20 protein-coding genes are annotated in these 22,307 nt (G+C 61.3%); 9 read left to right on the forward strand and 11 right to left on the reverse strand.

Annotated elements, in window-relative coordinates; translation table 11 throughout:
* Positions 1 to 75 precede the first annotated feature (75 nt).
* The gene (locus tag K7431_RS02555) at positions 76 to 687 is read left to right on the forward strand and encodes a TetR/AcrR family transcriptional regulator (protein WP_012724469.1); all 612 of its coding nucleotides are present in this window, start codon (positions 76 to 78) and stop codon (positions 685 to 687) included.
* Between the two features lie 193 nt (positions 688 to 880).
* Here K7431_RS02555 and K7431_RS02560 read toward each other — a convergent pair whose 3' ends face one another.
* The 3 genes from K7431_RS02560 to K7431_RS02570 form a co-directional block, all read right to left on the reverse strand.
* Entirely contained in the window at positions 881 to 1,984 is a 1,104-nt protein-coding gene (locus K7431_RS02560; RefSeq protein ID WP_012724470.1) for a polyamine ABC transporter substrate-binding protein, read from the reverse strand.
* 40 nt (positions 1,985 to 2,024) lie between these two features.
* Positions 2,025 to 3,362, reverse strand: coding sequence for a hypothetical protein (locus tag K7431_RS02565; protein ID WP_043205399.1), 1,338 nt, complete (start codon positions 3,360 to 3,362; stop codon positions 2,025 to 2,027).
* A 115-nt stretch (positions 3,363 to 3,477) separates the two neighbouring features.
* Positions 3,478 to 4,740, reverse strand: coding sequence for a serine hydrolase domain-containing protein (locus K7431_RS02570; RefSeq protein WP_043205400.1), 1,263 nt, complete (start codon positions 4,738 to 4,740; stop codon positions 3,478 to 3,480).
* A gap of 241 nt (positions 4,741 to 4,981) precedes the next feature.
* Between K7431_RS02570 and K7431_RS02575 the strand changes: the two genes are divergently transcribed.
* A complete protein-coding gene (locus K7431_RS02575; protein ID WP_012724473.1) occupies positions 4,982 to 5,587 on the forward strand; it encodes a cysteine hydrolase in 606 nt (201 codons plus the stop codon).
* 60 nt (positions 5,588 to 5,647) lie between these two features.
* Here the strand turns inward: K7431_RS02575 and K7431_RS02580 are convergent, their stop codons facing one another.
* From K7431_RS02580 to pstS, 6 genes are all read right to left on the reverse strand, one after another.
* Positions 5,648 to 6,238 (reverse strand): hypothetical protein, encoded by a 591-nt coding sequence (locus tag K7431_RS02580; protein ID WP_012724474.1) that lies wholly within the window; start codon positions 6,236 to 6,238, stop codon positions 5,648 to 5,650.
* Positions 6,238 to 6,936 (reverse strand): hypothetical protein, encoded by a 699-nt coding sequence (locus K7431_RS02585; protein WP_043205401.1) that lies wholly within the window; start codon positions 6,934 to 6,936, stop codon positions 6,238 to 6,240. The genes K7431_RS02580 and K7431_RS02585 overlap by 1 nt, the downstream gene beginning before the upstream one ends.
* A 31-nt stretch (positions 6,937 to 6,967) precedes the next feature.
* Positions 6,968 to 7,729, reverse strand: a complete 762-nt coding sequence (pstB, locus tag K7431_RS02590; protein WP_217649954.1) for a phosphate ABC transporter ATP-binding protein PstB — start codon at positions 7,727 to 7,729, stop codon at positions 6,968 to 6,970.
* Between the two features lie 76 nt (positions 7,730 to 7,805).
* Positions 7,806 to 8,699, reverse strand: coding sequence for a phosphate ABC transporter permease PstA (gene pstA, locus K7431_RS02595; protein WP_012724477.1), 894 nt, complete (start codon positions 8,697 to 8,699; stop codon positions 7,806 to 7,808).
* Entirely contained in the window at positions 8,696 to 9,664 is a 969-nt protein-coding gene (gene pstC, locus K7431_RS02600) for a phosphate ABC transporter permease subunit PstC (protein WP_012724478.1), read from the reverse strand. Before pstC ends, pstA begins: the two co-directional genes overlap by 4 nt.
* 73 nt (positions 9,665 to 9,737) lie before the next feature.
* Complete coding sequence (gene pstS, locus K7431_RS02605) at positions 9,738 to 10,766, reverse strand: phosphate ABC transporter substrate-binding protein PstS (protein WP_012724479.1); 1,029 nt, start codon at positions 10,764 to 10,766, stop codon at positions 9,738 to 9,740.
* 184 nt (positions 10,767 to 10,950) lie between these two features.
* Here pstS and ppk2 point away from each other — a divergent pair, with 184 nt between their 5' ends.
* Positions 10,951 to 11,868, forward strand: coding sequence for a polyphosphate kinase 2 (gene ppk2, locus K7431_RS02610; RefSeq protein WP_012724480.1), 918 nt, complete (start codon positions 10,951 to 10,953; stop codon positions 11,866 to 11,868).
* A gap of 171 nt (positions 11,869 to 12,039) precedes the next feature.
* Complete coding sequence (locus K7431_RS02615) at positions 12,040 to 12,489, forward strand: hypothetical protein (protein WP_043205405.1); 450 nt, start codon at positions 12,040 to 12,042, stop codon at positions 12,487 to 12,489.
* A gap of 15 nt (positions 12,490 to 12,504) precedes the next feature.
* Here K7431_RS02615 and treS read toward each other — a convergent pair whose 3' ends face one another.
* Positions 12,505 to 14,568 carry a maltose alpha-D-glucosyltransferase gene (treS, locus tag K7431_RS02620; protein WP_012724482.1) on the reverse strand — a complete coding sequence of 688 codons (2,064 nt, stop codon included), beginning with the start codon at positions 14,566 to 14,568 and terminating at the stop codon, positions 12,505 to 12,507.
* Positions 14,569 to 14,822: 254 nt separating this feature from the next.
* Positions 14,823 to 15,587 carry an AraC family transcriptional regulator gene (locus K7431_RS02625; protein ID WP_012724483.1) on the reverse strand — a complete coding sequence of 255 codons (765 nt, stop codon included), beginning with the start codon at positions 15,585 to 15,587 and terminating at the stop codon, positions 14,823 to 14,825.
* A 187-nt stretch (positions 15,588 to 15,774) separates the two neighbouring features.
* Between K7431_RS02625 and K7431_RS02630 the strand changes: the two genes are divergently transcribed.
* The 5 genes from K7431_RS02630 to K7431_RS02650 are packed head-to-tail and all read left to right on the forward strand — an operon-like array spanning position 15,775 to position 22,204.
* Positions 15,775 to 17,400, forward strand: coding sequence for an APC family permease (locus tag K7431_RS02630; protein ID WP_012724484.1), 1,626 nt, complete (start codon positions 15,775 to 15,777; stop codon positions 17,398 to 17,400).
* 14 nt (positions 17,401 to 17,414) lie between these two features.
* Positions 17,415 to 18,341, forward strand: a complete 927-nt coding sequence (locus K7431_RS02635; protein WP_012724485.1) for a 4-hydroxyproline epimerase — start codon at positions 17,415 to 17,417, stop codon at positions 18,339 to 18,341.
* A gap of 42 nt (positions 18,342 to 18,383) precedes the next feature.
* Complete coding sequence (locus tag K7431_RS02640; protein WP_012724486.1) at positions 18,384 to 19,331, forward strand: dihydrodipicolinate synthase family protein; 948 nt, start codon at positions 18,384 to 18,386, stop codon at positions 19,329 to 19,331.
* Positions 19,332 to 19,390: 59 nt separating this feature from the next.
* Positions 19,391 to 20,962, forward strand: a complete 1,572-nt coding sequence (locus tag K7431_RS02645; RefSeq protein WP_012724487.1) for an aldehyde dehydrogenase (NADP(+)) — start codon at positions 19,391 to 19,393, stop codon at positions 20,960 to 20,962.
* Positions 20,963 to 20,965: 3 nt separating this feature from the next.
* Positions 20,966 to 22,204, forward strand: coding sequence for an NAD(P)/FAD-dependent oxidoreductase (locus K7431_RS02650; protein ID WP_012724488.1), 1,239 nt, complete (start codon positions 20,966 to 20,968; stop codon positions 22,202 to 22,204).
* The last annotated feature ends 103 nt before the right edge of the window (positions 22,205 to 22,307 follow it).

Genomic DNA, 22,307 nt, shown 5'->3' on the forward strand with positions numbered 1-22,307 from the left:
TTTACCCAATTAAGTATTTTGCAGAGGTACCGGGCTACAAGCGCCCTTTTTTCCTACTCGTGACAAGGATCTCCTGTGAGCGGACTGCGTGAACGTCAGAAAGCCGAACGCCGCCAAGCCATCAGCCAGGCGGCGATCGAACTGTTTGAGCGCCAGGGCTTCCAGAACACCACCATCGAACAGATCGCCAGTCAGGCCGGCGTGTCGCCGCCCACGGTGTTCAAGTATTTCGGCAACAAACAGGAAATCATCCTGGAGATCCTGCGCCACGCCGATCAGCGGGCCATCACTGATACCCGCAGCCTGATCCACACAATAGACGACCCGGTCGACGCGCTCTGCCACCTGGAACGGCTGCTCACGGGCTATGCCCTCGAAGTCATGCATCCCAGCCTGTGGCGCGAACTGTTGCCGCTGATCCTGTTCGGTGGCAGCAATGAACTGCCCGCAGGTTATCGGGCCATGAACGATGCCCTCAGGGCGCAAATCAGTGAACTGCTGAGGGAGCTGCAACGGGCCGGCAAGCTGCGCCCGCAACTCGATGTGGAACTGGCCGCATTCCTGTTGAACGACTACTCACACCTGCAACTGTTCAGGCTGGTCAACCAGGAACACCCGGATATCGATGCGCACTCTACGCAGGTCAGGCGTATCACCGAGTTGCTGTTCTACGGCATGCAGGCCTGAGGGCATAGGCATGTATATAAATCTTAAACGCTGACACATAACGCTGTGGCGAGGGAGCTTGCACCGCGCAGGGCAAGCCTGCTCACCACAAGCACCTCATCTTCACAGGTTATGTCTTCATCGAAATGTATAGATCAATGGGCCTGACAGCTTCCAGGGTCGGGCCCGGCGCGCACGCACCGGGCCACACTGATCAGCGGTTGCTCTTGATGGCGGTCCAGGTTCGGGTACGGATGCGCTCCGCGGCAGCCGGGATCGGCTCGAGGGCGAACAGGGTCTTGCGCGCTTCGTCCGGCACATACATGTTCGGGTCGTTGCGGATGCTGGCGTCCACCAGCGCAGTGGCGTCCTTGTTCGGGTTGGGGTAGCCGATCTTGTTGCTGATACGCGCAATCACGTCCGGGCGCAGGATGTAATTGATGAACGCATGGGCCTCCGCCACATCGGGGGCCTTGGCCGGGATCGTCATCACGTCAGACCACATCGGCGCGCCTTCCTTGGGCAGCGCCATCTCGACCTTGACGCCCTTGCCGGCGGCATCTGCCAGTCGTGCGGCCAGTGCGACACCGCCGGACCAGCCCACGCCCACACAGATATCACCGTTGGCCAGGTCCATGCCGTAGCGCGACGAGTTGAAGTAACTGACGTAAGGGCGAATCTTCATCATCAGGGCCTGGGCTTGTACATAGTCCTCGCGCTTCTGGCTATTGGGGTCGAGGCCCTTGTAGTGCAAGGCAATCGGCAGGATCTCGTTGGCGGCGTCGAGGAAACCCACGCCACAACTAGCGAGCTTGGCGAGGTTTTCTTCCTTGAAGATGATGTCCCAGCTGTTCATCTGCACGTCAGGGCCGAGGGCTTTGCGCACCTTGTCGACGTTGTAGCCGATCAGCGTGGTGCCCCACAGGTAAGGCACGGCGTAGCGATTGCCGGAGTCACCTGCGGTTTCCAGGGTTTGCATGAATTGCGGGTCCAGGTGCTGCCAGTTTGGCAACTGCTTGCGATCCAGCGGCTGCACTGCACCGGCCGTGATCAAGCGTCCCAGGTTGGAGGAGCCGGGAAACACCACGTCATACCCGGAGTTGCCCGTCAGCAGCTTGGACTCCATGGTTTCGACGGTGTCGAACACATCGTAAATCGGGCGAATGCCGGTTTCCTCCTGGAAGCTCTTGAGCACCTCGGGTGGCAGGTATTCGATCCAGTTGTAGATCCGTACGGTGCGTTCTTCAGCCAGGCAAAAACCACTGATCAACAACAAAGCGACAGTGCCCAGCACGGTGTTACGCAAAAAACTGTTCATGGTGAAAACACTCCAGCGCGGCCACGATGGCTCGCAGCACTTAATAGCGATAGGTGAAATACAGCTCCAGCGCACTGAACGTTTGGTCATCGCCGAACACCTGTTTGGCGGCGGCCAGTGGCTTGACCCAGTTGTACGATAGCGACGTATAGAACGACGGCGTGGGCGTCCAGTCGAGGAATACCACGCTCTCGTCGGCAAAGCGCCGATCGTTGACCGGTGCACCCATGTAGTTTTTCTCGTCCAGCCAGAACTGGTAGTGAATCGCACCGAGGGTCACGGTTTCGTTGAGGTGGGTCTTGAGGGAAAACTGCTGGACGTTTTCGTTGCTGTTGAACAGCAGGTAGTTACCCACCACGTCGCCGATCAGCCAGGTGCTCCAGTCGACAAAGCCCTTACTGAGCGGGTCCCAGGCTTTTTGCCGGTTGTCGGAGAGGTTGTCGTCGCCGGAAAAACTCGCGTAGCGGTAGCCGATGATCGGGGTCAGCGGCAATGTGCTGAACGCATAGTCCGCCTGGCCATACCAGGCATTGGCCGCGTAATCGACCCCCTCGCCGCTGCCGCGCTCCAACGCGTATTCGGCGTTCAAGGTCAGTGCCGGCACGCCGGGAACCTTGGCATTGAGCGCCCTCAGGTTGTACACCCGCATGCCGTCCCGGCGTCGGGGAAGCGTGCTGCCTCTCGGGCCAAGGGCATTGACCTTCATGGCCATGGCGCCGAGCGTCACCTGGTCATCGAGGGTGTAATCCAGGTTGACGCCGGTCATCCGGAAGTCGCCCAGATCATCATCGGTGCGCAGGGTGAACGCCTGGGACTTCAGTGCGCCGTGGTCCCAGGCCAGGACCGCCGAATCCTTGAAGGCGGTCCGAGGGCCCAGCCAGTAGGCAGCGTCTTTGTGCTGGTCGAGGTTACCGTCCATGACGATGAACCCCGTGCCGATCATGTAGTTCTGGCGGCCGGCGGTCAGCTTCCATTCGCCGGCGCGGAAACCCCCGTAGAGTTCTTCGGCCGCGACCTTGCCGTCGGAGCTGCGGGTGAAGCCACCGGCATCACCGTCGCCGAACGTGCTTGCCGCCACCAGCGAACCGCCCGCCAGCAGGCTGAAATCGGGTTGTACCGCGTACTCAAATTTGGCGCCCGGTTTTACGTAGAACTCTTGCCAGTTGATACTGGCGCCGCCGTTTTTGCCGTTGCGCGCATCCACACGGCCGCTGCCGAAGTTGACGCCACGACTGAACAGCGTCGCCCCGCCCACCGTGAGGTTGACTTCGCCCTTGAGATTGCCGTCCTCAAAGGTGTAGCCCGCCCATGCGACGTGGGTGGTCAAGGGTAAGCCGACCGCTAAGAGCGCTCGAGAGAAACGCTTGGTGAAAACCATAAGAAGCTCCTGTGGAATTATTGTTGTTACAGGGCAGTCAATGGCGACGCAGGGCGTCGCCAACACCTGGGCAAGCCAGGTGAATAGAACGCAAGACTCTTATTTTTTGACGAAGTCAGTGACTCAGGTGGGCGGCAATCGCGCGCAGCATGCGCACGCTGTCGGTATCGAACGGGCTGACCGCCTCGTTCAGCGACGATTGCTTGACGATCACCACGCCGGACGGTTTGTCGATGAACAGGTATTGACCGTGAATGCCCCCGGCCATCAGGGCCTGGCTGTGGTCGTTGAACACGTACCACTGGCTTCGATAGGACGCACCGGGTGTCCAGTGGGAGAACTCGGCGTTTTGCGCGTAAACCGCCGGGTCGGCCCCTGCGGTGATGCGGGCGACGGTCTCGGGCGACAGCAGCTCAACCCCGTCCTGGCGGCCGTTGTTGGCCAGCAGGCGACCAAAACGCGCCATGTCGCGCAAGGTGGCACTAAAGCCCGCCCCGGCGACATTACGCCCCCACGGATCGGCGATGAAATACCCGTCGCGGTCGCACCCCAACTGCTGCCAGATACCCTCCAGCAGCTCACTGCAGGCGCTGCCCGAAGCCCGCTCCATCACCCACGCCAAGGCTTCGGTGGTGGCGGTCACATAGTGGAAAAACCCGCCGTGCACGCCACGTTTTTTCAGCGACGGCAGGTATTGGTACAACGACTCGAACTGAGCGTATTGCGCCAATGCCGGCTGGAAGCCACAGGCATAGCCGTACTGCGAGCTCTCTGAATTGGGGTCGTCATAGACCTCGCTGTAATCGATGCCCACCGCCATGTCGAAAAGCTGGCGCACCGTCGCATCACCAAACGCGCTGCCCACCAGTTCCGGCACGTAGTACCCGGCGGGCAGCTCGGGGTTGAGCACGCCGCGGGTCACCAGTTCTTCGCCCAGGGTGCCGACCAGCGATTTGGTCACCGAGAACATGATGTGCCGGTCACAGGGGCGCTGGCCGTTGAAGTAGCGTTCGAACAGCACGGTGTCACCCTGCATCACCAAAAAGGCATCGGTCTGGCTGGCCAGCAGATGCTCGATGACACTCACGCTCAACCCGCACTCACTGTCGAAGTACAGGGCATCCAATGCCTGCGACACGGTATTCAAGGGCCCGGCAGGGCCGGCGCCCGCGCGCACATCGATGGAGGGACGCAGTCGCGCCAGGTTGCGAAACCCCCACTGGTTAAAGGGCGGGCGCATCCAGTTGTGCCAAGTGACGCGGTATTTGGGCCCCGCCGGGAAGCCCTGCATCAGTAAAGGCGCCAAGCGGGGCTGGGTGGAAGACTCGTTCGTCTCAACGTAAAGGCTGGCCAATGACGGCATGATGTTCTGACCCATGGGATAACCCTGGAAATGACTCTGCATGCGAGCAGATGCCAGGCAATAATTAACCGGCAAATATTCTTTAGTCAATAAATCTTTTAATCAAATAACCAAAGACCTGTTCGGTTTCATTCTGACGTGACCGATCTGCGCTGCTGTACATTGTCCTCAAATCCCCAGCCTTAACGAACGCGGTTAACTATGCTGAAGGACCCGTCCCGACGTTCCCCACAGTGATCCTTATCGGAGACCCAACATGAATCCAAACGCCACCGCCCTTGTCTTGATCGAATTCCAGAACGACTTCACCACGCCCGGCGGCGTGTTCCATGACGCCGTCAAAGACGTCATGCACACCGGCGACATGCTGGCCAACACCGCAACCACGGTGCAGCAAGCCCGCACACTCGGGGTGAAGATCATCCACCTGCCGATCCAGTTCGCCGACGGCTATCCAGAGCTGACCACGCGCGATTACGGGATTCTCAAAGGTGTCGCCGACGGCAGCGCGTTCCGCACCGGCAGCTGGGGCGCCGAGATCTCGGAAGCGATCACCCGTGAAACCGGCGATATTCTCGTGGAAGGCAAGCGCGGGCTGGACGGTTTTGCGACCACGGGCCTGGACCTGGTGCTGCGCAACAATGGTATCCAGAACCTGGTGGTGGCAGGGTTCCTGACCAACTGCTGTGTCGAGGGTACGGTGCGGTCAGGGTATGAGAAGGGTTATAACGTGGTGACCTTGAGCGACTGCACGGCGACGTTCACCGATGAGCAACAAAAGGCCGCTGAAAACTTCACGCTGCCCATGTTTTCGCAGGTGTTGCGGCACACCGAGTTCCTTGGGGCGTTGCGCGAAAAATAAGCAAAAAAAGGGGCGACTGATCCATCAGTCGCCCCCTTTTTGCTTAGCCCTGGGAATGGCTTATCCGTTCAACGTCAGCCCCGGATAGGCCCGCACAGGCACCTTGTGCCGTTGCGGTTGCTGCCGGGCGAGCTGCGCCTGGACCTGTGCGACGGCATCCAGCACGCGCTGCGCCCATTGCTCGTCTTCGGGGTCCACGACCACAACGCGAAAACCGTGATCGAAGCCTTCAAGCTGGACCCCTTCGGAGTCATCGACATGCAGGTCGATGTCGAATGCCGGCGGGAATTTCGACGGTGTGCTCGACAGCCCGCGCTCGGTGAGCGCTTGATTGTGCCGCACACTGTTGACCACGCCATCGACGTGAATGCCATACAGCAGCAACCAACGGCGGATGTAGGACGGGGTCCGGCCGGACGAGGTGTAGACCCAGACGCTGCAACCCTGGCGACGCAGTTCGCGGGTCAGGGCGCGGGTGCCGCTGCGCAGCGGCTCACCCAGCCAACGGTGTACACACGCCGGCAAACGGCTGTGCTCGGTCGCGCTGTGGTGAAGCTGGCAGGCCAGCGTGTCGTCAATATCAAAAGAGATACGGATACGCTGACGCTTGAACACCCGCTTGATTGTGTCGAGCACTGGGTACCTTCCCATCAATGGCCCCCTTGGCAGACGGGCGCCGGTGTGTCGCTCAGGAAAAACGCCATAGGGTCAGGGGCCTTATCTTCCAGGAACGCTGCATATTTTTTCTTGATCTTGGGCAATTCGTACAATGCCATTACGCCATGTTTGGCGGAGTTACGTATGACCGAGGACGGGTTGAAATAGCCCTCGGCGTTGTCCAGCGTCAGTACGAACGGCGGCAAGCCCTCGCGCATCAGCAGGTAGCTGACAATCAGCGACCCACTGCGGTGATTGCCTTCGACGAACAACTGCGGCCTGCTGAGGACTCGCACGTAGACACCGGCGGCGCGCTTCCACACCGATTCACTGTGGTGCCTGCAGTACCAGCCGTATAAATCCTTGATGCCACCCTCGACATTGTTGAAAAAATGCTCTTCGGTGGCCGCCAGGTGTTGGGCGTATTCCTGCCGGCGAACCGGGTCTTTGCCGCAGAGCACGGTGGCATTGATCTCCAGCATCAGGTTCAGTTGCTGGAGGTCGAACAGGTCAACACCGCGCGCAACATAGTCGTCAATCAGGGCGTAGCCTTCAAGCACATTCTGCAGCACTTCGTCCGTCAGCGGGTCGCGTGGCTCGGTAAAGTCCCGGCTGAGCTGGGCAAAACGGTTCTGTACCTCGCGCAGTGCGCGTTCAATCGCGGCCAGATCAAGACGATGCGTTGCAGACATTGGCAATCCTGAAAAACGGTGCATGAGTCGGTCAGCTGAACTTGCCGCTGATGTAGTCCCCGGTCATTTGTTCGCGTGGGTTCTCGAAAATCTGCGTGGTGGCGCCCATTTCAACCAGATAGCCGGTGCGCGTGCCCTGGGAGATATCCACCGAGAAAAACGCGGTGGTATCGGCCACACGAATCGCCTGCTGCATGTTGTGGGTCACCAGCGCGATGGTGTAGTCCTTCTTCAACTCAACCATCAGCTCTTCAACCCGGCGCGTGGCAATCGGGTCCAGTGCCGAGCACGGCTCATCCAGCAGCAACACTTCCGGCTCGGTGGCAATGGCGCGGGCGATGCACAGGCGTTGCTGTTGGCCGCCGGAGAGCGACAGGCCGCTGACCTTGAGCTTGTCCTTGACCTCATCCCACAGCGCGGCGCCTTGCAGCGCGTGCTTGACGCGGTCGCCCAGGTCGCCCTTGTAGCGGTTGAGACGCAGGCCAAAGGCCACGTTGTCAAAAATGCTCATCGAAAACGGGTTGGGCTGCTGGAAAACCATGCCGATGTAACGGCGCACGACTACAGGGTCAACGCCCTTGCCGTACACATCCTGGCCGAGGAAATGCACATGGCCCTCGAAACGGAAGCCCTTCACCAGGTCGTTCATGCGGTTGAGGCTGCGCAATACAGTCGATTTGCCGCAGCCGGACGGGCCAATGAAACCGGTGATCTTGTTTTTCTCGATCGGCACATGGCTGTCACGCACCGCCATGAAGTTGCCGTAGAAAATCTTGTCCAGCTTGCAGTCCATGACCACAGGCGACTGGGTGATAAACGGAGCGGCTATTTGCGCGGATGACATGTTCAAAATTCAGGTGCTCCCGTTCTTAGTACTTGGGCTTGCCGAAAATACGGCTCACGATATTCACGACCAGTACGATCATTACCAGCACCAACGAGGCCGCCCAGGCGAGCTCAAGCTGGTTGTCGAAGGGCATGCCGGAGAAGTTGTAAATCAGCACGGCCAGGGAGGCCGTCGGATTCATGACTGCCAGGCTGCCGTCGTGGTAGATCCAGTAGTTGCTGAACAGCGCGGTGAACAACAGCGGTGCGGTTTCGCCGGCGGCGCGTGCCACGGCGAGCATCACGCCCGTGAGGATCGCGGGCATGCCGGTGGGCAAGACGATTTTCCAGATCACCTGCGAACGGGTGCAGCCCATCCCGTAGGCGGCATCCTTCATGATCTTGGGCACCATCTTCATCGACTCTTCGGCCGTCAGCACCACGATAGGCAGCATCAGCACGGCCAACGCCACGCCACCCGCCGGTGCCGAGTACGTGCCGGTGGTCATCACCACCAGGGCGTAGGCAAACACACCCGCCAGAATCGACGGCAAGCCGGTGAGCATTTTCGCGGCAAAGCGCGAGGCGTTTGCCAGCTTACTGTCCGGCCCCAGTTCAGCCAGGAAAATCGCCGCCATAATGCCAACCGGCACTGCGATGGCGGCCGCGATACCGACCATGACGAAGGTGCCCGCCATGGCGTTGCCGAAACCACCGCCGGTCTCGAAACCGGTGGGCGGCAATTCGGTGAACACTTCCAGGCTCAAGCGTGCACCGCCACGGGTGATCAGCATGTAGAGCACGGAAATCAGCGGCACGCTGGCCAGCAACGCCCCGAACCACACCAGGGTGGTCAGGACCAGGCTGCGCAGAGCGCGGCCTTCAAACCGGCGCTGCAGGCTGGGCATGGCGGTGATGGGCGAAGAAAGGTCAGTCATTGTTTAGTCCCCCGCTGGGCGTAGACCATGATCATCGAACCGATGACATTCACCAGCAACGTGATGAACATCAGCACCAGTGCGGCATACATCAGCACTTCGATCTCGTTCGGGCCGGCTTCGGGGAAGTTCAGCGCCAACAAGGCCGCCAGCGTGTTGGCCGGTGCAAACAGCGACAGAGAAATGTTGTTGGCGTTACCGACCAACATGGCCAGTGCCATGGTTTCACCCAAGGCGCGGCCCAGGCCCAGCACCAGCGAACCGAAGATGCCGGTCGCGGCGGATGGCACCATTACCTTGAGAATCGCTTCCCAGTGGGTGGTACCCATGCCGTAGGCGGCTTGCTTGGTTTTCATCGGCACACCCGTGAGGGCGTCCTGGGAGACGGCAGCGATGGTCGGCAAAATCATGATGGCCAACACCAGGGCTGCCGGAAGCAAGCCCGGCCCGCTCAAGGAGGTGCCGAAAAACGGAATCCAGCCGAGCTCGCTGTTCAACCATGCGGTCAGCGGGCGAATCGCCGGGATCACCACATAGATCCCCCACAGGCCGTAAACGACGCTGGGGATCGCGGCGAGCAACTCGACGATGGTGCGAAACACTGCAGCAAGCTTGGCGGGCAAAAAGTCTTGAGTCAGGAAGATCGCCATGCTGACGCCAAAAAAACCGGCGATCAGCAACGCGATGAAGGCGCTGTACAGCGTGCCCCAAATCGCCGGCAGAATGCCGTATTTACCTTGGTTAACGTCCCAGACGCTGCCGAAGAGCACATCAAAGCCGTGCTTTTCCATGCCTGGAAGTGCCTTGCGCCCTACTTCGAAGACCAGCGCGAATACCAGCGCCAGCACCAGCACCACGCCTATGCGTGCAAGTGCACGGAAGGTGCGGTCAACCAGGAAGTCCTTCGTGGACGGCGGCTGGCACGCAGAATCCGGGTTATCCGGTACGACAAAAGGTGTGTTCATGGGCTAATTCCGGAACAAGGGGGGAACGCTCCCGGCAAGGATGAAACCCTCACCGAGAGCGGCCTGGCGAGCCTTACTTAATGTTGGCGGACGCTTTACGAACCTGTTCGACCACCGATGGCGGCAGCGGGATGTAGCCCATCGAATCAGCGATTTTCTGACCTTCAGTCAAGCTGTACTCGACCATTTCACGCATGGCCTTGGCCTTGGCTGGGTTGCCGTTGTCCTTGCGGAAGATCATCCAGGTATAGGACGTGATCGGGTAGGACTTGGCGCCATCCGGATCCGGCAGCCAGGCCACCAGGCTTTCCGGCATTTTCACCGCGGCCAGTGCTTCGGCGCCGCTTTCGGCGTTCGGTACCACGTACTTGCCGGCCTTGTTCTGCAGTTGGGCAAAGTCAACCTTGGCCAGCTTGGCGAAGCCGTACTCGATGTAGCCGATTGCGCCTGGGGTCTGGCGTACGGTGGCGGTCACACCATCGTTCTTCGGCGACTTGATGAATTTGTCGCTGGCGGGCCAGTTGACGGTGTTGCCTTCGCCCAAGTCCTTCTGGAACTCAGGGTTGATCGCCGCCAGGTGCTTGGTGAAGACGGCGGTGGTGCCGCTGGAGTCTGCACGCACCACAACGGTGATCGGCATGTCAGGCAGTTTCAGGCCTGGGTTGGCGGCAACGATCTTTGGATCGTTCCACTTGGTGATCTTGCCCAGGAAGATGTTCGAGTACACATCGCGAGGCAATTTGAGCTCTTTAGGATTGCCCGGCAGGTTAAACGCCAGCACGATTTCACCCGCGGTCATCGGCAGCAGTTGCACGCCTTCGGCCACCTTGGCGATGTCTTCGTCTTTCATGGCCGAGTCGCTGGCGGCGAAATCGACGGTCTTGTTCAGGAAGTCCTGTACACCCGCACCGCTCCCCTTGGACTGGTAGTCAACCGTGACACCTTCGGTTTTCTTGCTGAAATCCTTGAACCAGGTGAGGTAGATCGGCGCTGGGAAACTCGCACCGGAACCGGTCAGGCGGATGCTTTCGGCGGCAAACACCGAGGTGGCACTGAGAGAAACCGCAACGGCGAGTGCAGCAGACTTCATCAGACGTTTCATTAAGGAAAATCCTTGTGATTTCGGGCTCGGCAACTCTGCAACAATCTTGTTACGGTTTTATGAACGTGCAGTGGCAAAACGCCCAGTTGTCCCCCTCTCCCGCCACAACACCGCATTTTGTGGTCATTGGTTCGTAACAAAATGCGACTAAGACTTTGCCATCCCCCACGACGCGAGTTCCGCCATGTCCTCACTAGAAGACACCTTGATACAGCGCATCCACCGTGAATTGCTCGATCACAGTGACGAAGAGCTGGAACTGGAATTATCCGAAGATGGCCATGACCTGAACGCGCTGTTTGATGAGCACGTCGGTGAAGGAAGCGAAAAAGCCGCACGCCGCATTTATTTCAGCGAACTGTTCCGCCTGCAAGGCGAACTGGTGAAATTGCAGAGCTGGGTGGTCAAGACCGGCCACAAGGTGGTGATCCTGTTCGAAGGACGGGATGCCGCCGGCAAGGGTGGCGTGATCAAGCGCATCACCCAGCGCCTGAACCCGAGGGTCTGCCGAGTGGCTGCGTTGCCGGCGCCAAATGACCGCGAACAGACGCAGTGGTACTTCCAGCGCTACGTCTCACACCTGCCGGCCGCCGGCGAAATCGTGCTGTTCGACCGCAGCTGGTACAACCGCGCCGGTGTCGAGCAAGTCATGGGTTTTTGCAACGAGGACCAGTACGAAGAGTTCTTCCGCACCGTTCCGGAGTTCGAACGGATGCTCGCCCGCTCCGGTATCCAACTGATCAAGTACTGGTTTTCGATCTCCGACCAGGAACAGCACCTGCGTTTTCTCAGTCGCATTCACGACCCGCTCAAGCAATGGAAACTCAGCCCCATGGACCTTGAGTCGCGTCGGCGCTGGGAAGCCTATACGAAGGCCAAGGAAATCATGCTCGAACGCACCCACATCGCCGAAGCGCCGTGGTGGGTGGTACAAGCCGATGACAAGAAGAAAGCCCGACTCAACTGCATCCACCACTTGCTTGGGCAGATGCCGTATGAAGAAGTCGAGCTGCCGGTGATCGAACTGCCGCAGCGCGTGAGGCAGGAGGATTATTCGCGCAGCCCGACGCCGCCGGAACTCATCGTGCCGCAGCGCTACTGATTAGCCCCATCGCGGGTAGGTGGCGGGCGGCATCACGAATCGGGATGTTCGCTCGCCTCCGTGTTTTTTCAGACCCGTCTTAAATCATCTCCTGCCTGACATCGGTACGCTGGCCCCTTCCCGACCCCTATGTGGAACGCGCCCGGCGCACAGCTGACAGGTACCCTCGCCATGATCGACAAACACCTGCGGATCCTCATCTTGGATTCGCTTCACGCCCATGTCGTGCAGATCGAAAAGCTGCTGAACCGCATGGGCTATCACTGCATCGCCACCGCCAGCAGCGACCGGGAAGGCCGGCAATTGAGTCGCGCCGGGCTAAGGCGCTTCGATGTGCTGCTGGCCGCTGACCACGTGGTACGCAAGCCTGGCGTAGCGGGTTCGGCGTTTGATGCCTACGACATCGCGAACGTGTTTATCTATGGCCGGCCTGCCGACAGCGAACAGGTGCACCTGCCCAGCCACGGTGAGCGTTACTGGCGCTGCGGCTTACCGGAATACCTGGTACTGGAGTGGTTCATGGCCCGTTCCAAGCGCAGCCTGCCGGAGGCTGCCGCTCACCCTTTGCGAACGCCTTGCACAGACTCACCCGGTTACTTTGCGCTGCCAGGCGCAAGGTGACCGGGTATCGGGGCGTCAGATAGGGGCGCTGCTGACGACCCTTAGCGCCAACCCTTCATACGCATCCAGCGTGATGGTGAACGCTCCCTCCGCCGTCAAATCCCCCTCGACCCGTTCGTTGATGATGTCCACCACCATCCCCGCAGCGATATCCGGCAGGTGCAGGGTCTCGGTGATCGGCGTGGCGCCGAAGTTCAACGCAGTGATTTGCGTGCCTTTGCCGGCCGGCAATTCGTGGACCATCACCAACAGCCCTGGGTTTTGCACTTCCGGCACCTGGATCTGGCGGCTGGCGGCGATGTCGTAGGCCCGGCGCACCGCGAGGATTTTCTGCAGTTGCGAGGCGAAGGACTCAGGGTCCTGCAATTGGCTGTTGAGGCTGCCATACAAGCTTTTCGAGCGCGGCATATGGCCGGCGGACAATTCTGCGTCCGGGTTCAGGTCCACCAGGTCATAGGCGCCGCGATGAATCCAGCGCGTGTCGCCATCCTGCATCAAATGCTCGACCTCTTCGGCGGCCAGCGGCAACGCGCCCACCAAGTCCCAGCCCGACAAGGCAAATACCCCAGGCTGCATGGCGTTGTACATCACCAACAGCAAATGGATCTGGCGAATCTGCAGAATATCCGCCGCGGTAATGGCCTCCAGATCTCGAATCCCCAGCGCCGCCGTGATGATGCTGGCGGTGGTGCAGGACACGCCATTGGTCACAAACTTGAGGTTGTAGGGGGCATGTTCGCCGGTCAGGCGTTCGTACATCTGTTCGCGAATATGCTCGCGCAGGATATTGCCGGGGAAGGTCTGGCCCTGGTACAGGAAGGTGTCATGGGCGTGCAGGGTCCAGAAGTGCACCAATTCCAGGGTCAATTCATCGTGATTCTGCAACGCATGGATCAGCGAACCGGGATCGATGCCCTGGCGGTGCATTTCGCGCAGCATCAGGCGCAGGAACTCGGCGTCGCCCATCAGCAACGCGTGCTGGTATGCAGGGCGGGTGATGAAGTCGTAGGACAGATCGGCACCGCCGTGAGACATGGACGCAATGTCATCCACGGTGAGGTTCAACTCCTGGAAGCTGAAGCCACCGGCTTTGCGAATCGCCCCGCCCAGCAGTTGGTTACCGGTGATCGACAGCGGATGGCTCTCGGACCAGGCCGTGCCGTCCAGCTTGCGTTCCACGCCGAGGAACCCATTGGCGTCCAGGCGCAGGATCTTCGCCCCCATCACGTCGATGGCATGCAGGGCATCGCCGATGATCATCTGTTGCGCGGCGAAGGTCGGGTCCAACCAATTCAGCGACGGTTGGCCTTCCTTGAAGTAATGCAGGTACACCCAGCGGCGCGGCTTGCCATCCACGCCCAACACCACGTTTGTGGCGCTCCAGTCGGTTTCCTTGACGCCGGGTTCAAAGAAGATCACGCGCTGCAACTGGCCGACGATGTAGTGTTTATCACGCAACGCATCAACCTGGACGGGGCTGAGGTTCTGCGCATCGCGGCCCTCTGCGACGTCAGGAAGCAATGACCAATCTTCTTCGCGGATCTCCACCATATGGTAAAGGCCGGGATAATCCTCGTACGCCATCTCGGCCAGGCGAAAATCCGCGCCCTTGCCGGTATGGGACGGGATTACGTCGTCGATGATCACCGCATTGTGCGCCGCCGCCATGCGCGTCAACGCCTGCAATTGCGCTTCGGTGCCCAGTTGCGGGTCGATCTCGAAACTGATGCGGTCGAAATTGCCGTCGATGGTGGGCGTGTGCTCCGAGCCGTTCAGGCCGCCGGATTTTTTCAACGGGCCGTTATGGATGCCTTGAATACCGATCTTCGACAAGGCATGCCACAGCGCTTCATCCCCCAGCGCCTCCAACACCGTACCGCCTTCACGGGTCACGATCGACGCCGGGTAGGCGGTAAACCACACGGACGACAAGGCCGAGGCATCCCGTGGCCGCGTCTGCGCATAGGGTTGCTGCCACAACCGGCCTTGGCCCGAATAGAGCTTGGCCCGCTGGCGTGCCGCGTGCAGCATCGATTGTTCCACCAGCCAGTTCACATGGTTGTTTTCAGCCGCCGTCATAAGCCTGATACCTGTCGTCGTGAAGCATTACTCGTGAACATATGAGGGTTGTGCGGGCCATTCGTTGCATTGCGCTGGCCGCACTGACACAAAGCGATCACCGTGCGGGCTTGCTGTGGTGAGCAGGCTTGCCCTGCGCCGGGCTGCGAAGCAGCCCCTTGGGTCGGCGGTGAACCCGTCGAGGGACAAGCCCCCCTCACCACAGGCAGCCTGCACACAGTTGGGTGTTCATTAACGCCCCAGCAGGTAGGTGCTCAGGTCTCCCGATACTGCCTTGGCGTAAACCCCGTCGAGGCCTTGAACTGGCGAGTAAAAGCACTGTGATCGGTGTACCCGCACTGCAGCGCCACCTCGGTGATCGGCATGTCGGTGTGCAACAAGCGGTGGGCATGCTCCAACCGCACCTTCTGGATCATCTGCCGGGGCGTGAGGTGGAACACGCGTTTGCAGTAACGCTCCAGTTGCGCCACGGAAATGCCTGCGATGCGCGTCAGCTCACCCAGGGTGACGCGGCGATTGAAGTGCGCGCGGATGTGCGCGTCGACGGCCGCCAGGCGTTGGTAGGCCGGATGACTTTCGCTGGCGGTTTGCAGGTCCACCGAGATGCCCGCCAGGCCGATGATGGCGCCCATGTGGTTGTACAGCGGCCACTTGTGGGTGAGGCACCAACCCGGTTCACGGGTGCCATAGAGGTGCAATTCCAGCTGGTCCTCCAGTACAAACCCCTGCTCCAGCACGCGCTGATCCTGTTCGGTGTAACCCGGCCCCAGTTGCGCGGGGAACACTTCAGCACTGGTCTTGCCCAGCAACGGTTGCAGGTGCTTGAGGCCACAGCGCTGCACCAGGGTGTGGTTGGCGAGCACATAACGGGCCTCGGTGTCCTTGATGAAAATCGCCGCATTGGGGATCACATCGAGCATCGGCAGTAACTGCGCCACGCCGGCCAATAGCTGCTCGATGCTGTGGGGCCGATTGGCCTCAGGCCCTTGGCAAAGGGTCGCAAACGCGCTCTGCATCATGACGGTTGATCCCCACTGACGGCCTCGACGCGTAGCAGATTGCCCGATGCCCGAGGCGCTGTCGAGCGGTGCAAACTGTGCTGATTTCGTCATCGTTGTCGGCAAAAAACATCAATCGCGCCGCCGTTCATGAGTTCACTGTAGGGGCACTGCATGCCTATCCAATAACTCACAAGAAGGCGACGCTATGTCAGGTCAAGGCAAGTTCAAGAAACAACTTTCATTGATGGACCTCACCTTTATCGGGCTGGGCGCCATCTTTGGTTCGGGCTGGTTGTTTGCGGCCAGTCACGTCTCCGCCATTGCAGGTCCTGCGGGCATCATTTCCTGGCTGATCGGTGGTTTCGCGGTGCTGCTGCTGGGCATCGTGTACTGCGAACTGGGCGCCGCATTGCCGCGCGCCGGCGGCGTGGTGCGCTACCCGGTCTACTCCCACGGCCCGCTGCTGGGCTACCTCATGGGTTCTATCACGCTGATTGCGTTCTCCAGCCTGGTGGCCATCGAGGTGGTCGCCTCGCGCCAATACGCTGCGGCGTGGTTTCCCGAGCTGACCAAAGCCGGTTCCAGCGACCCGACCACCCTCGGCTGGCTGGTGCAGTTCGCCCTGCTGTGCCTGTTCTTTATCCTCAATTACCGCAGCGTGAAAACCTTCGCCATCGCCAATAACCTGGTGAGCGTGTTCAAGTTCATTGTGCCGTTGCTGGTGATTGGCATGCTCTTCACCTTCTTCAAGCCGGCGAATTTCCAGGTGCAGGGTTTCGCGCCGTTTGGTCTGTCAGGCATCGAGATGGCGGTGTCGGCCGGCGGTGTGATTTTCGCCTACCTGGGGCTCACGCCGATCATCTCGGTGGCCAGCGAAGTGAAGAACCCGCAACGCACCATTCCGATTGCGTTGATCCTTTCGGTACTGCTCTCGACCGCCATTTACGTGTTGCTGCAAACCGCGTTCCTCGGTGGCGTGCCCACGGAAATGCTTGCCGATGGCTGGGCCGGGATCAGCAAACAACTGGCGCTGCCCTATCGGGATATCGCCCTGGCGCTGGGCGTGGGTTGGCTGGCGTACCTGGTGGTGGCCGACGCGGTGATCTCCCCCAGCGGCTGCGGCAACATCTACATGAACGCCACCCCACGTGTGGTGTATGGCTGGGCGCAGACGGGCACGTTCTTCAAGATTTTCACGCGTATCGATGAGAAATCCGGCATCCCCCGACCGGCGCTGTGGCTGACCTTTGGCTTGTCGGTGTTCTGGACCCTGCCGTTCCCGTCCTGGGAAGCGCTGATCAATGTGGTGTCCGCCGCGTTGATCCTCAGCTATGCGGTCGCCCCGGTCACCGTCGCGGCACTGCGACGCAATGCACCGCAGATGGCGCGGCCGTTCCGGGTCAAGGGCATGGCGGTGCTCGGCCCATTGTCGTTCATCATCGCCGCGTTGATCGTGTATTGGTCGGGCTGGAGTACGGTTTCCTGGCTGCTCGGCCTGCAAATCCTGATGTTCGGGGTGTACCTGCTGTGCGCGCGCTGGGTGCCGACCGCGCACCTCAACCTCAAGCAGCAAGTGCGCTCATCCGCGTGGCTGATCGGCTTCTATGCGGTGACCCTTTTGCTCTCCAAGCTCGGCAGCTTTGGCGGTATCGGCGTACTCGCCCACCCGTTTGACACCCTCGTCGTCGCGGTCTGCGCGCTAGGCATTTACTACTGGGGCGCAGCCACTGGCGTGCCGGCCCATCTGGTGCGCCTGGAACACGAAGCCGATGAAAGCGAAGCGGTCGACGAGCCCCTCGGCCGTGCCCCGCTGACCCCGGCCACCCACTGATTCTGGAGCGTTTTATGAAGCGATTGCATGTGATCGACTCCCACACCGGCGGCGAACCGACGCGCCTGGTGATGAACGGTTTCCCCAAGCTCATCGGCAACACCCTGGCTGAGCAGCTGAATAACCTGCGCAGCGAGCATGACAAATGGCGCCGCGCCTGCATTCTGGAACCGCGTGGTAACGATGTTCTGGTCGGCGCGCTGTACTGCGAGCCGGTCACGCCGGGCGCCATCTGCGGCGTGATCTTCTTCAATAACGCCGGCTACCTGGGCATGTGCGGGCACGGCACGATTGGCCTGGTCGCCTCCTTGCACCACGTGGGTCGCATCGCACCCGGCATGCATCGCATCGACACGCCTGTCGGCCTGGTAGAAGCAACATTGCACGAAGACGGCGCCGTGACCCTGGGCAATGTGCCCGCCTACCGCCATCGCCGCCAAGTGCCGGTGGAGGTGCCGGGCCACGGGGTGGTGCTGGGCGATGTTGCCTGGGGCGGCAACTGGTTTTTCCTCGTGTCCGAACACGGCCAGCGCTTGCAGATGGACAACGTCGATGCCCTCACCGACTACACCTGGGCGATGCTCAAGGCCCTTGAAGACCAAGGTATCCACGGTGCAGACGGCGCGCTGATCGACCATATCGAGCTGTTTGCCGACGACGACCACGCTGACAGCCGCAATTTCGTCATGTGCCCCGGCAAAGCCTACGACCGCTCACCGTGCGGCACCGGCACCAGCGCCAAGCTGGCCTGCCTGGCCGCCGATGGAACACTTGCGCCCGGAGCAACCTGGACACAAGCGAGCATCACCGGCAGCCAATTCGAAGGCCGCTATGAGTGGGACGGCGAACGCGTGCGCCCCTTCATCACCGGCCGCGCCTATATGACCGCCGACAGCACCTTGCTGATCGACGAACAGGACCCTTTCGCCTGGGGCATTTGAGCCCGGGCCACCTTTAACTGAACGATTGCAGGAGTTAGCACAATGAGCGACAACATCTTCACCGGCTGCATCCCCGCCCTGATGACCCCGTGCACGCCCGCGCGCAAGCCGGACTTCGATGCCCTGGTTGCCAAGGGCCGCGAGTTGATCGATATCGGCATGAGCGCCGTGGTGTATTGCGGTTCCATGGGCGACTGGCCGTTGCTCACCGAGGCCGAGCGCCAGGAAGGCGTGGCGCGGCTGGTGGCGGCCGGCGTGCCGACCATCGTCGGTACGGGTGCGGTCAACAGCCGTGAGGCAGTAGCCCACGCGGCCCACGCCGCCAAGGTCGGCGCCCATGGCCTGATGGTGATTCCGCGCGTCTTGTCCCGTGGTGCCTCGGCCACCGCGCAAAAGGCGCACTTCTCGGCGATTCTCAAGGCCGCGCCGAACCTGCCGGCCGTGATCTACAACAGCCCGTATTACGGCTTCGCCACCCGCGCCGAGCTGTTCTTTGAACTGCGCCGCGAACACCCGAACCTGATCGGCTTCAAGGAGTTCGGCGGCGGTGCCGACCTGCGCTATGCCGCCGAACACATCACGTCCCAGGACGATAACGTGACCCTGATGGTCGGTGTCGACACCCAGGTGGTGCACGGCTTCGTCAACTGTAACGCCACGGGTGCGATCACCGGCATCGGCAACGCACTGCCACGGGAAGTCCTGCAACTGGTGGCGCTGAGCAAAAAAGCCGCCAAGGGCGACGCCAAGGCGCGCCGCCAAGCGCGTGAACTGGAAGCCGCGCTCGCGGTGCTGTCGTCGTTCGATGAAGGCTGCGACCTGGTGTTGTACTACAAACACCTGATGGTGCTTAACGGCGATAAGGAGTACGCCCTGCACTTCAACGAGACCGATAAGCTCAGTGACGCTCAGCGCCGTTACGCAGAAACGCAGTACTTGCTGTTCCGGCAATGGTACGCCCATTGGTCGGCGGAACAGCACGTCGCCTGAGCCCTTGCGTGCCGCTGCGGCGCTCGCAGCGGCCACCCTCTTTTTTCCAGGACGATTCCATGACTCTGACAGGCAAGATGCTGATCGGTCAGCACGCCACTGGCGGCAATCGCGAGCCTATCCGGGCGATCAATCCCGCGACCGACACAGCCTTGGAGCCGGCCTACCTGGGCGGCGACGGCGAACAGGTCGCACAGGCATGCGCCTTGGCGTGGGCAGCGTTTGATGGGTACCGCGAGACATCGCTGGAAGCGCGCGCAGAGCTGCTTGAAGCCATCGCCGCGCAGATCGAAACATTGGGCGATGAGCTGATCGACCGCGCCGTTGCCGAAACCGGCCTGCCCCGCGCGCGCATTCAAGGCGAACGCGGGCGCACCTGCGGGCAACTGCGCACGTTCGCCCGCACCGTCCGCGCCGGGGAATGGCTGGATGTGCGGGTCGATACCGCGCAACCGCAGCGCCAGCCGCTGCCCCGGCCAGACCTGCGTCAGCGCCACATCGCGTTGGGCCCGGTGGCCGTGTTTGGCGCGAGCAACTTTCCGCTGGCGTTTTCCGTGGCCGGAGGCGACACCGCCTCAGCGTTGGCGGCCGGGTGCCCGGTGATTATCAAGGCCCATGGTGCGCACCCTGGCACCAGCGAACGGGTCGGCCGAGCGGTGGCTCAGGCGGTCAAAGCATGTGGGCTGCCGGAGGGTGTGTTCTCGCTGTTGTACGGTTCGGGCCGCGAGGTCGGCATTGCGCTGGTCACCGACCCGCGTATCAAGGCCGTCGGCTTTACCGGTTCTCGCAGCGGCGGCCTTGCGCTGATCCAAGCGGCGCAGGCGCGGCCGGAGCCGATTCCGGTGTACGCGGAAATGAGTTCGATCAACCCGGTGTACCTGTTCCCGGCGGCGTTGGCAGCCAGGGCTGAGGCGTTGGCCGAAGGTTTTGTCGCTTCGTTGACCCAAGGCGCCGGGCAATTCTGCACCAACCCTGGACTGGTGATTGGGGTACAAGGGCCCGCTTTGGATCGCTTTATCAAGGCTGCGGGTGAACGGCTGCCGACCTGTGCAGCACAGACCATGCTGACACCGGGGATTGCCAGTGCCTACGCTTCAGGGGTGGCGGCAATGACGGAACACGCCGAGGTCGCCGCCAAGGGGCTGGCGGCAGAAGGTCCTAACCAAGGCCAGGCGCATCTGTTCGTGACGCAGGCACAGGCTTTTTTGGCCAATGAACACCTGCAAGCCGAGGTCTTTGGCGCGGCCTCCTTGATGGTCGTCTGCGCCGATGCCGAGGAAGTCCGCCAGGTTTCCGAGCATCTCGAAGGTCAACTCACGGCCACTCTGCACCTGGACGAAACCGATTTGCCAGACGCCAAGGCCCTGTTGCCGGTGCTTGAGCGCAAGGCCGGCCGCCTGCTGGTCAACGGCTGGCCGACCGGCGTGGAAGTGTGTGATGCCATGGTCCACGGCGGTCCGTTCCCGGCCACCTCGGATTCGCGCAGCACGTCGGTGGGCACGGCGGCGATCCAGCGTTTTTTGCGCCCCGTGTGTTATCAGGATTTCCCCGATGCGTTGCTGCCCGCCGCGCTCCAGCACGGCAACCCTTTGCTGCTGCGGCGCTTGCTTGACGGCCAGAGGGAGGCATAGGCGATGTCCGATCCCGATATCGTAGTGGTCGGCGCCGGTATTATCGGCGTCGCCTGCGCGCTGCAACTGGCGCGCCTCGGTCGGCACGTGGTGGTGGTTGACCAGCAGGCACCCGGCAGGGGCGCCTCCTATGGCAACGCCGGGCACCTGGCCACCGAACAGGTGTTCCCGATTGCCGACGTGTCGATCCTCAAGCGCTTGCCCGGCATGCTGCTGGACCCCATGGGCCCATTGCGCCTGGATTGGAAATACCTGCCTCACGCCCTGCCCTGGTTCCTGCGCCTGCTGTGGAACCTGCGTCCGGCGAGCTATCAGCGCACGGTCGCGGGTATACGCACGCTCAATGAAGGCAGCCTGGGCGCCTGGCAGCGCTTGCTGCACAGCATCGGGCGCCCACAGTTGCTGCGCGAGGATGGCTCGCTGTTGGTGTTTGAACAGGCCGACTCACGCCCGGCCCTCGAGGCCCTGCAACGGCGCATGCAGCAACAGCAAGTGCCCGTGGCGTTCTGGTCTGGCGATGCCATTCGCCAGGCCGCGCCGCAACTGAGCGAGCACCTCCAGGGCGGCCTGTTTTTTCCCGGCACCGGGCACTTTATCGACCCTTACCACGTGGTGTGCGAACTGGTCCAGGCCGCCAAGGCCCAGGGCGTGCAATTCCTCCAGCGCGAGGTGAAGGACGCACGCCTTGAGGAACATGGCGTCTCACTGACCACCGATCAGGGCGCCTTGAGCGCCCGCCAGGTACTCATCGCCTGCGGCGCCCACTCGGCCAAACTCACCGCCGCGCTCACCGGCAAAAAAATCCCGCTGGACACAGAACGCGGCTACCACCTGATGCTGCCCCACGAGCAGCATCGCCTGCCATTCGCCGTCACCTCCCTGGAGCGCAAATTCATCATGACCCCCATGACCGACGGCCTGCGCCTGGCCGGCACCGTCGAATTCGCCGGCCTCGACCGCCCGCCGAACATGCAACGCGCCTGGCAACTGCATCGGCTGAGCAAGGGGTTGTTCCGCGATGATTTGAGTGCACGGGATGCCACCCCGTGGATGGGGTTTCGGCCGTCGTTACCGGATTCGCTGCCGATTATTGATCGGGTGTGTGAAGGGAAAGTGTTGCTTGCGTTTGGGCATCAGCATTTGGGGCTGACGCAGGCGGCGGTGACGGCGGAGATGGTGCGAGAGCTGGCGGGCAAGGATCAAGTGCAGTCACTCACGCCTTATCGTCTGGACCGATTCTGACAACAGCACACGCAGCCTATGTAGTGAGCGGGCTTGCCCCGCGCCGGGCTGCGCAGCAGCCCCAAAACCAGACGGTGAGGAGCATCTGACACACCGCATTTTG

This window comes from Pseudomonas fluorescens group sp. (genome assembly GCF_020093335.1).
In the GTDB taxonomy this organism is placed as follows: domain Bacteria; phylum Pseudomonadota; class Gammaproteobacteria; order Pseudomonadales; family Pseudomonadaceae; genus Aquipseudomonas; species Aquipseudomonas petroselini.

Coding starts and splice junctions, on each gene's coding strand:
- K7431_RS02650 (WP_012724488.1), top strand. CDS start 20,966: ATGTCCGATCCCGATATCGTAGTGGTCGGCGCCGGTATTATCGGCGTC.
- K7431_RS02560 (WP_012724470.1), bottom strand. CDS start 1,984: ATGAACAGTTTTTTGCGTAACACCGTGCTGGGCACTGTCGCTTTGTTG.
- ppk2 (WP_012724480.1), top strand. CDS start 10,951: ATGTCCTCACTAGAAGACACCTTGATACAGCGCATCCACCGTGAATTG.
- pstB (WP_217649954.1), bottom strand. CDS start 7,729: ATGGACTGCAAGCTGGACAAGATTTTCTACGGCAACTTCATGGCGGTG.
- K7431_RS02645 (WP_012724487.1), top strand. CDS start 19,391: ATGACTCTGACAGGCAAGATGCTGATCGGTCAGCACGCCACTGGCGGC.
- K7431_RS02640 (WP_012724486.1), top strand. CDS start 18,384: ATGAGCGACAACATCTTCACCGGCTGCATCCCCGCCCTGATGACCCCG.
- K7431_RS02615 (WP_043205405.1), top strand. CDS start 12,040: ATGATCGACAAACACCTGCGGATCCTCATCTTGGATTCGCTTCACGCC.
- pstS (WP_012724479.1), bottom strand. CDS start 10,766: ATGAAACGTCTGATGAAGTCTGCTGCACTCGCCGTTGCGGTTTCTCTC.
- K7431_RS02585 (WP_043205401.1), bottom strand. CDS start 6,936: ATGTCTGCAACGCATCGTCTTGATCTGGCCGCGATTGAACGCGCACTG.
- pstA (WP_012724477.1), bottom strand. CDS start 8,699: ATGACTGACCTTTCTTCGCCCATCACCGCCATGCCCAGCCTGCAGCGC.
- K7431_RS02570 (WP_043205400.1), bottom strand. CDS start 4,740: ATGGGTCAGAACATCATGCCGTCATTGGCCAGCCTTTACGTTGAGACG.
- K7431_RS02580 (WP_012724474.1), bottom strand. CDS start 6,238: ATGGGAAGGTACCCAGTGCTCGACACAATCAAGCGGGTGTTCAAGCGT.
- K7431_RS02565 (WP_043205399.1), bottom strand. CDS start 3,362: ATGGTTTTCACCAAGCGTTTCTCTCGAGCGCTCTTAGCGGTCGGCTTA.
- K7431_RS02635 (WP_012724485.1), top strand. CDS start 17,415: ATGAAGCGATTGCATGTGATCGACTCCCACACCGGCGGCGAACCGACG.
- pstC (WP_012724478.1), bottom strand. CDS start 9,664: ATGAACACACCTTTTGTCGTACCGGATAACCCGGATTCTGCGTGCCAG.
- treS (WP_012724482.1), bottom strand. CDS start 14,568: ATGACGGCGGCTGAAAACAACCATGTGAACTGGCTGGTGGAACAATCG.
- K7431_RS02625 (WP_012724483.1), bottom strand. CDS start 15,587: ATGATGCAGAGCGCGTTTGCGACCCTTTGCCAAGGGCCTGAGGCCAAT.
- K7431_RS02630 (WP_012724484.1), top strand. CDS start 15,775: ATGTCAGGTCAAGGCAAGTTCAAGAAACAACTTTCATTGATGGACCTC.
- K7431_RS02575 (WP_012724473.1), top strand. CDS start 4,982: ATGAATCCAAACGCCACCGCCCTTGTCTTGATCGAATTCCAGAACGAC.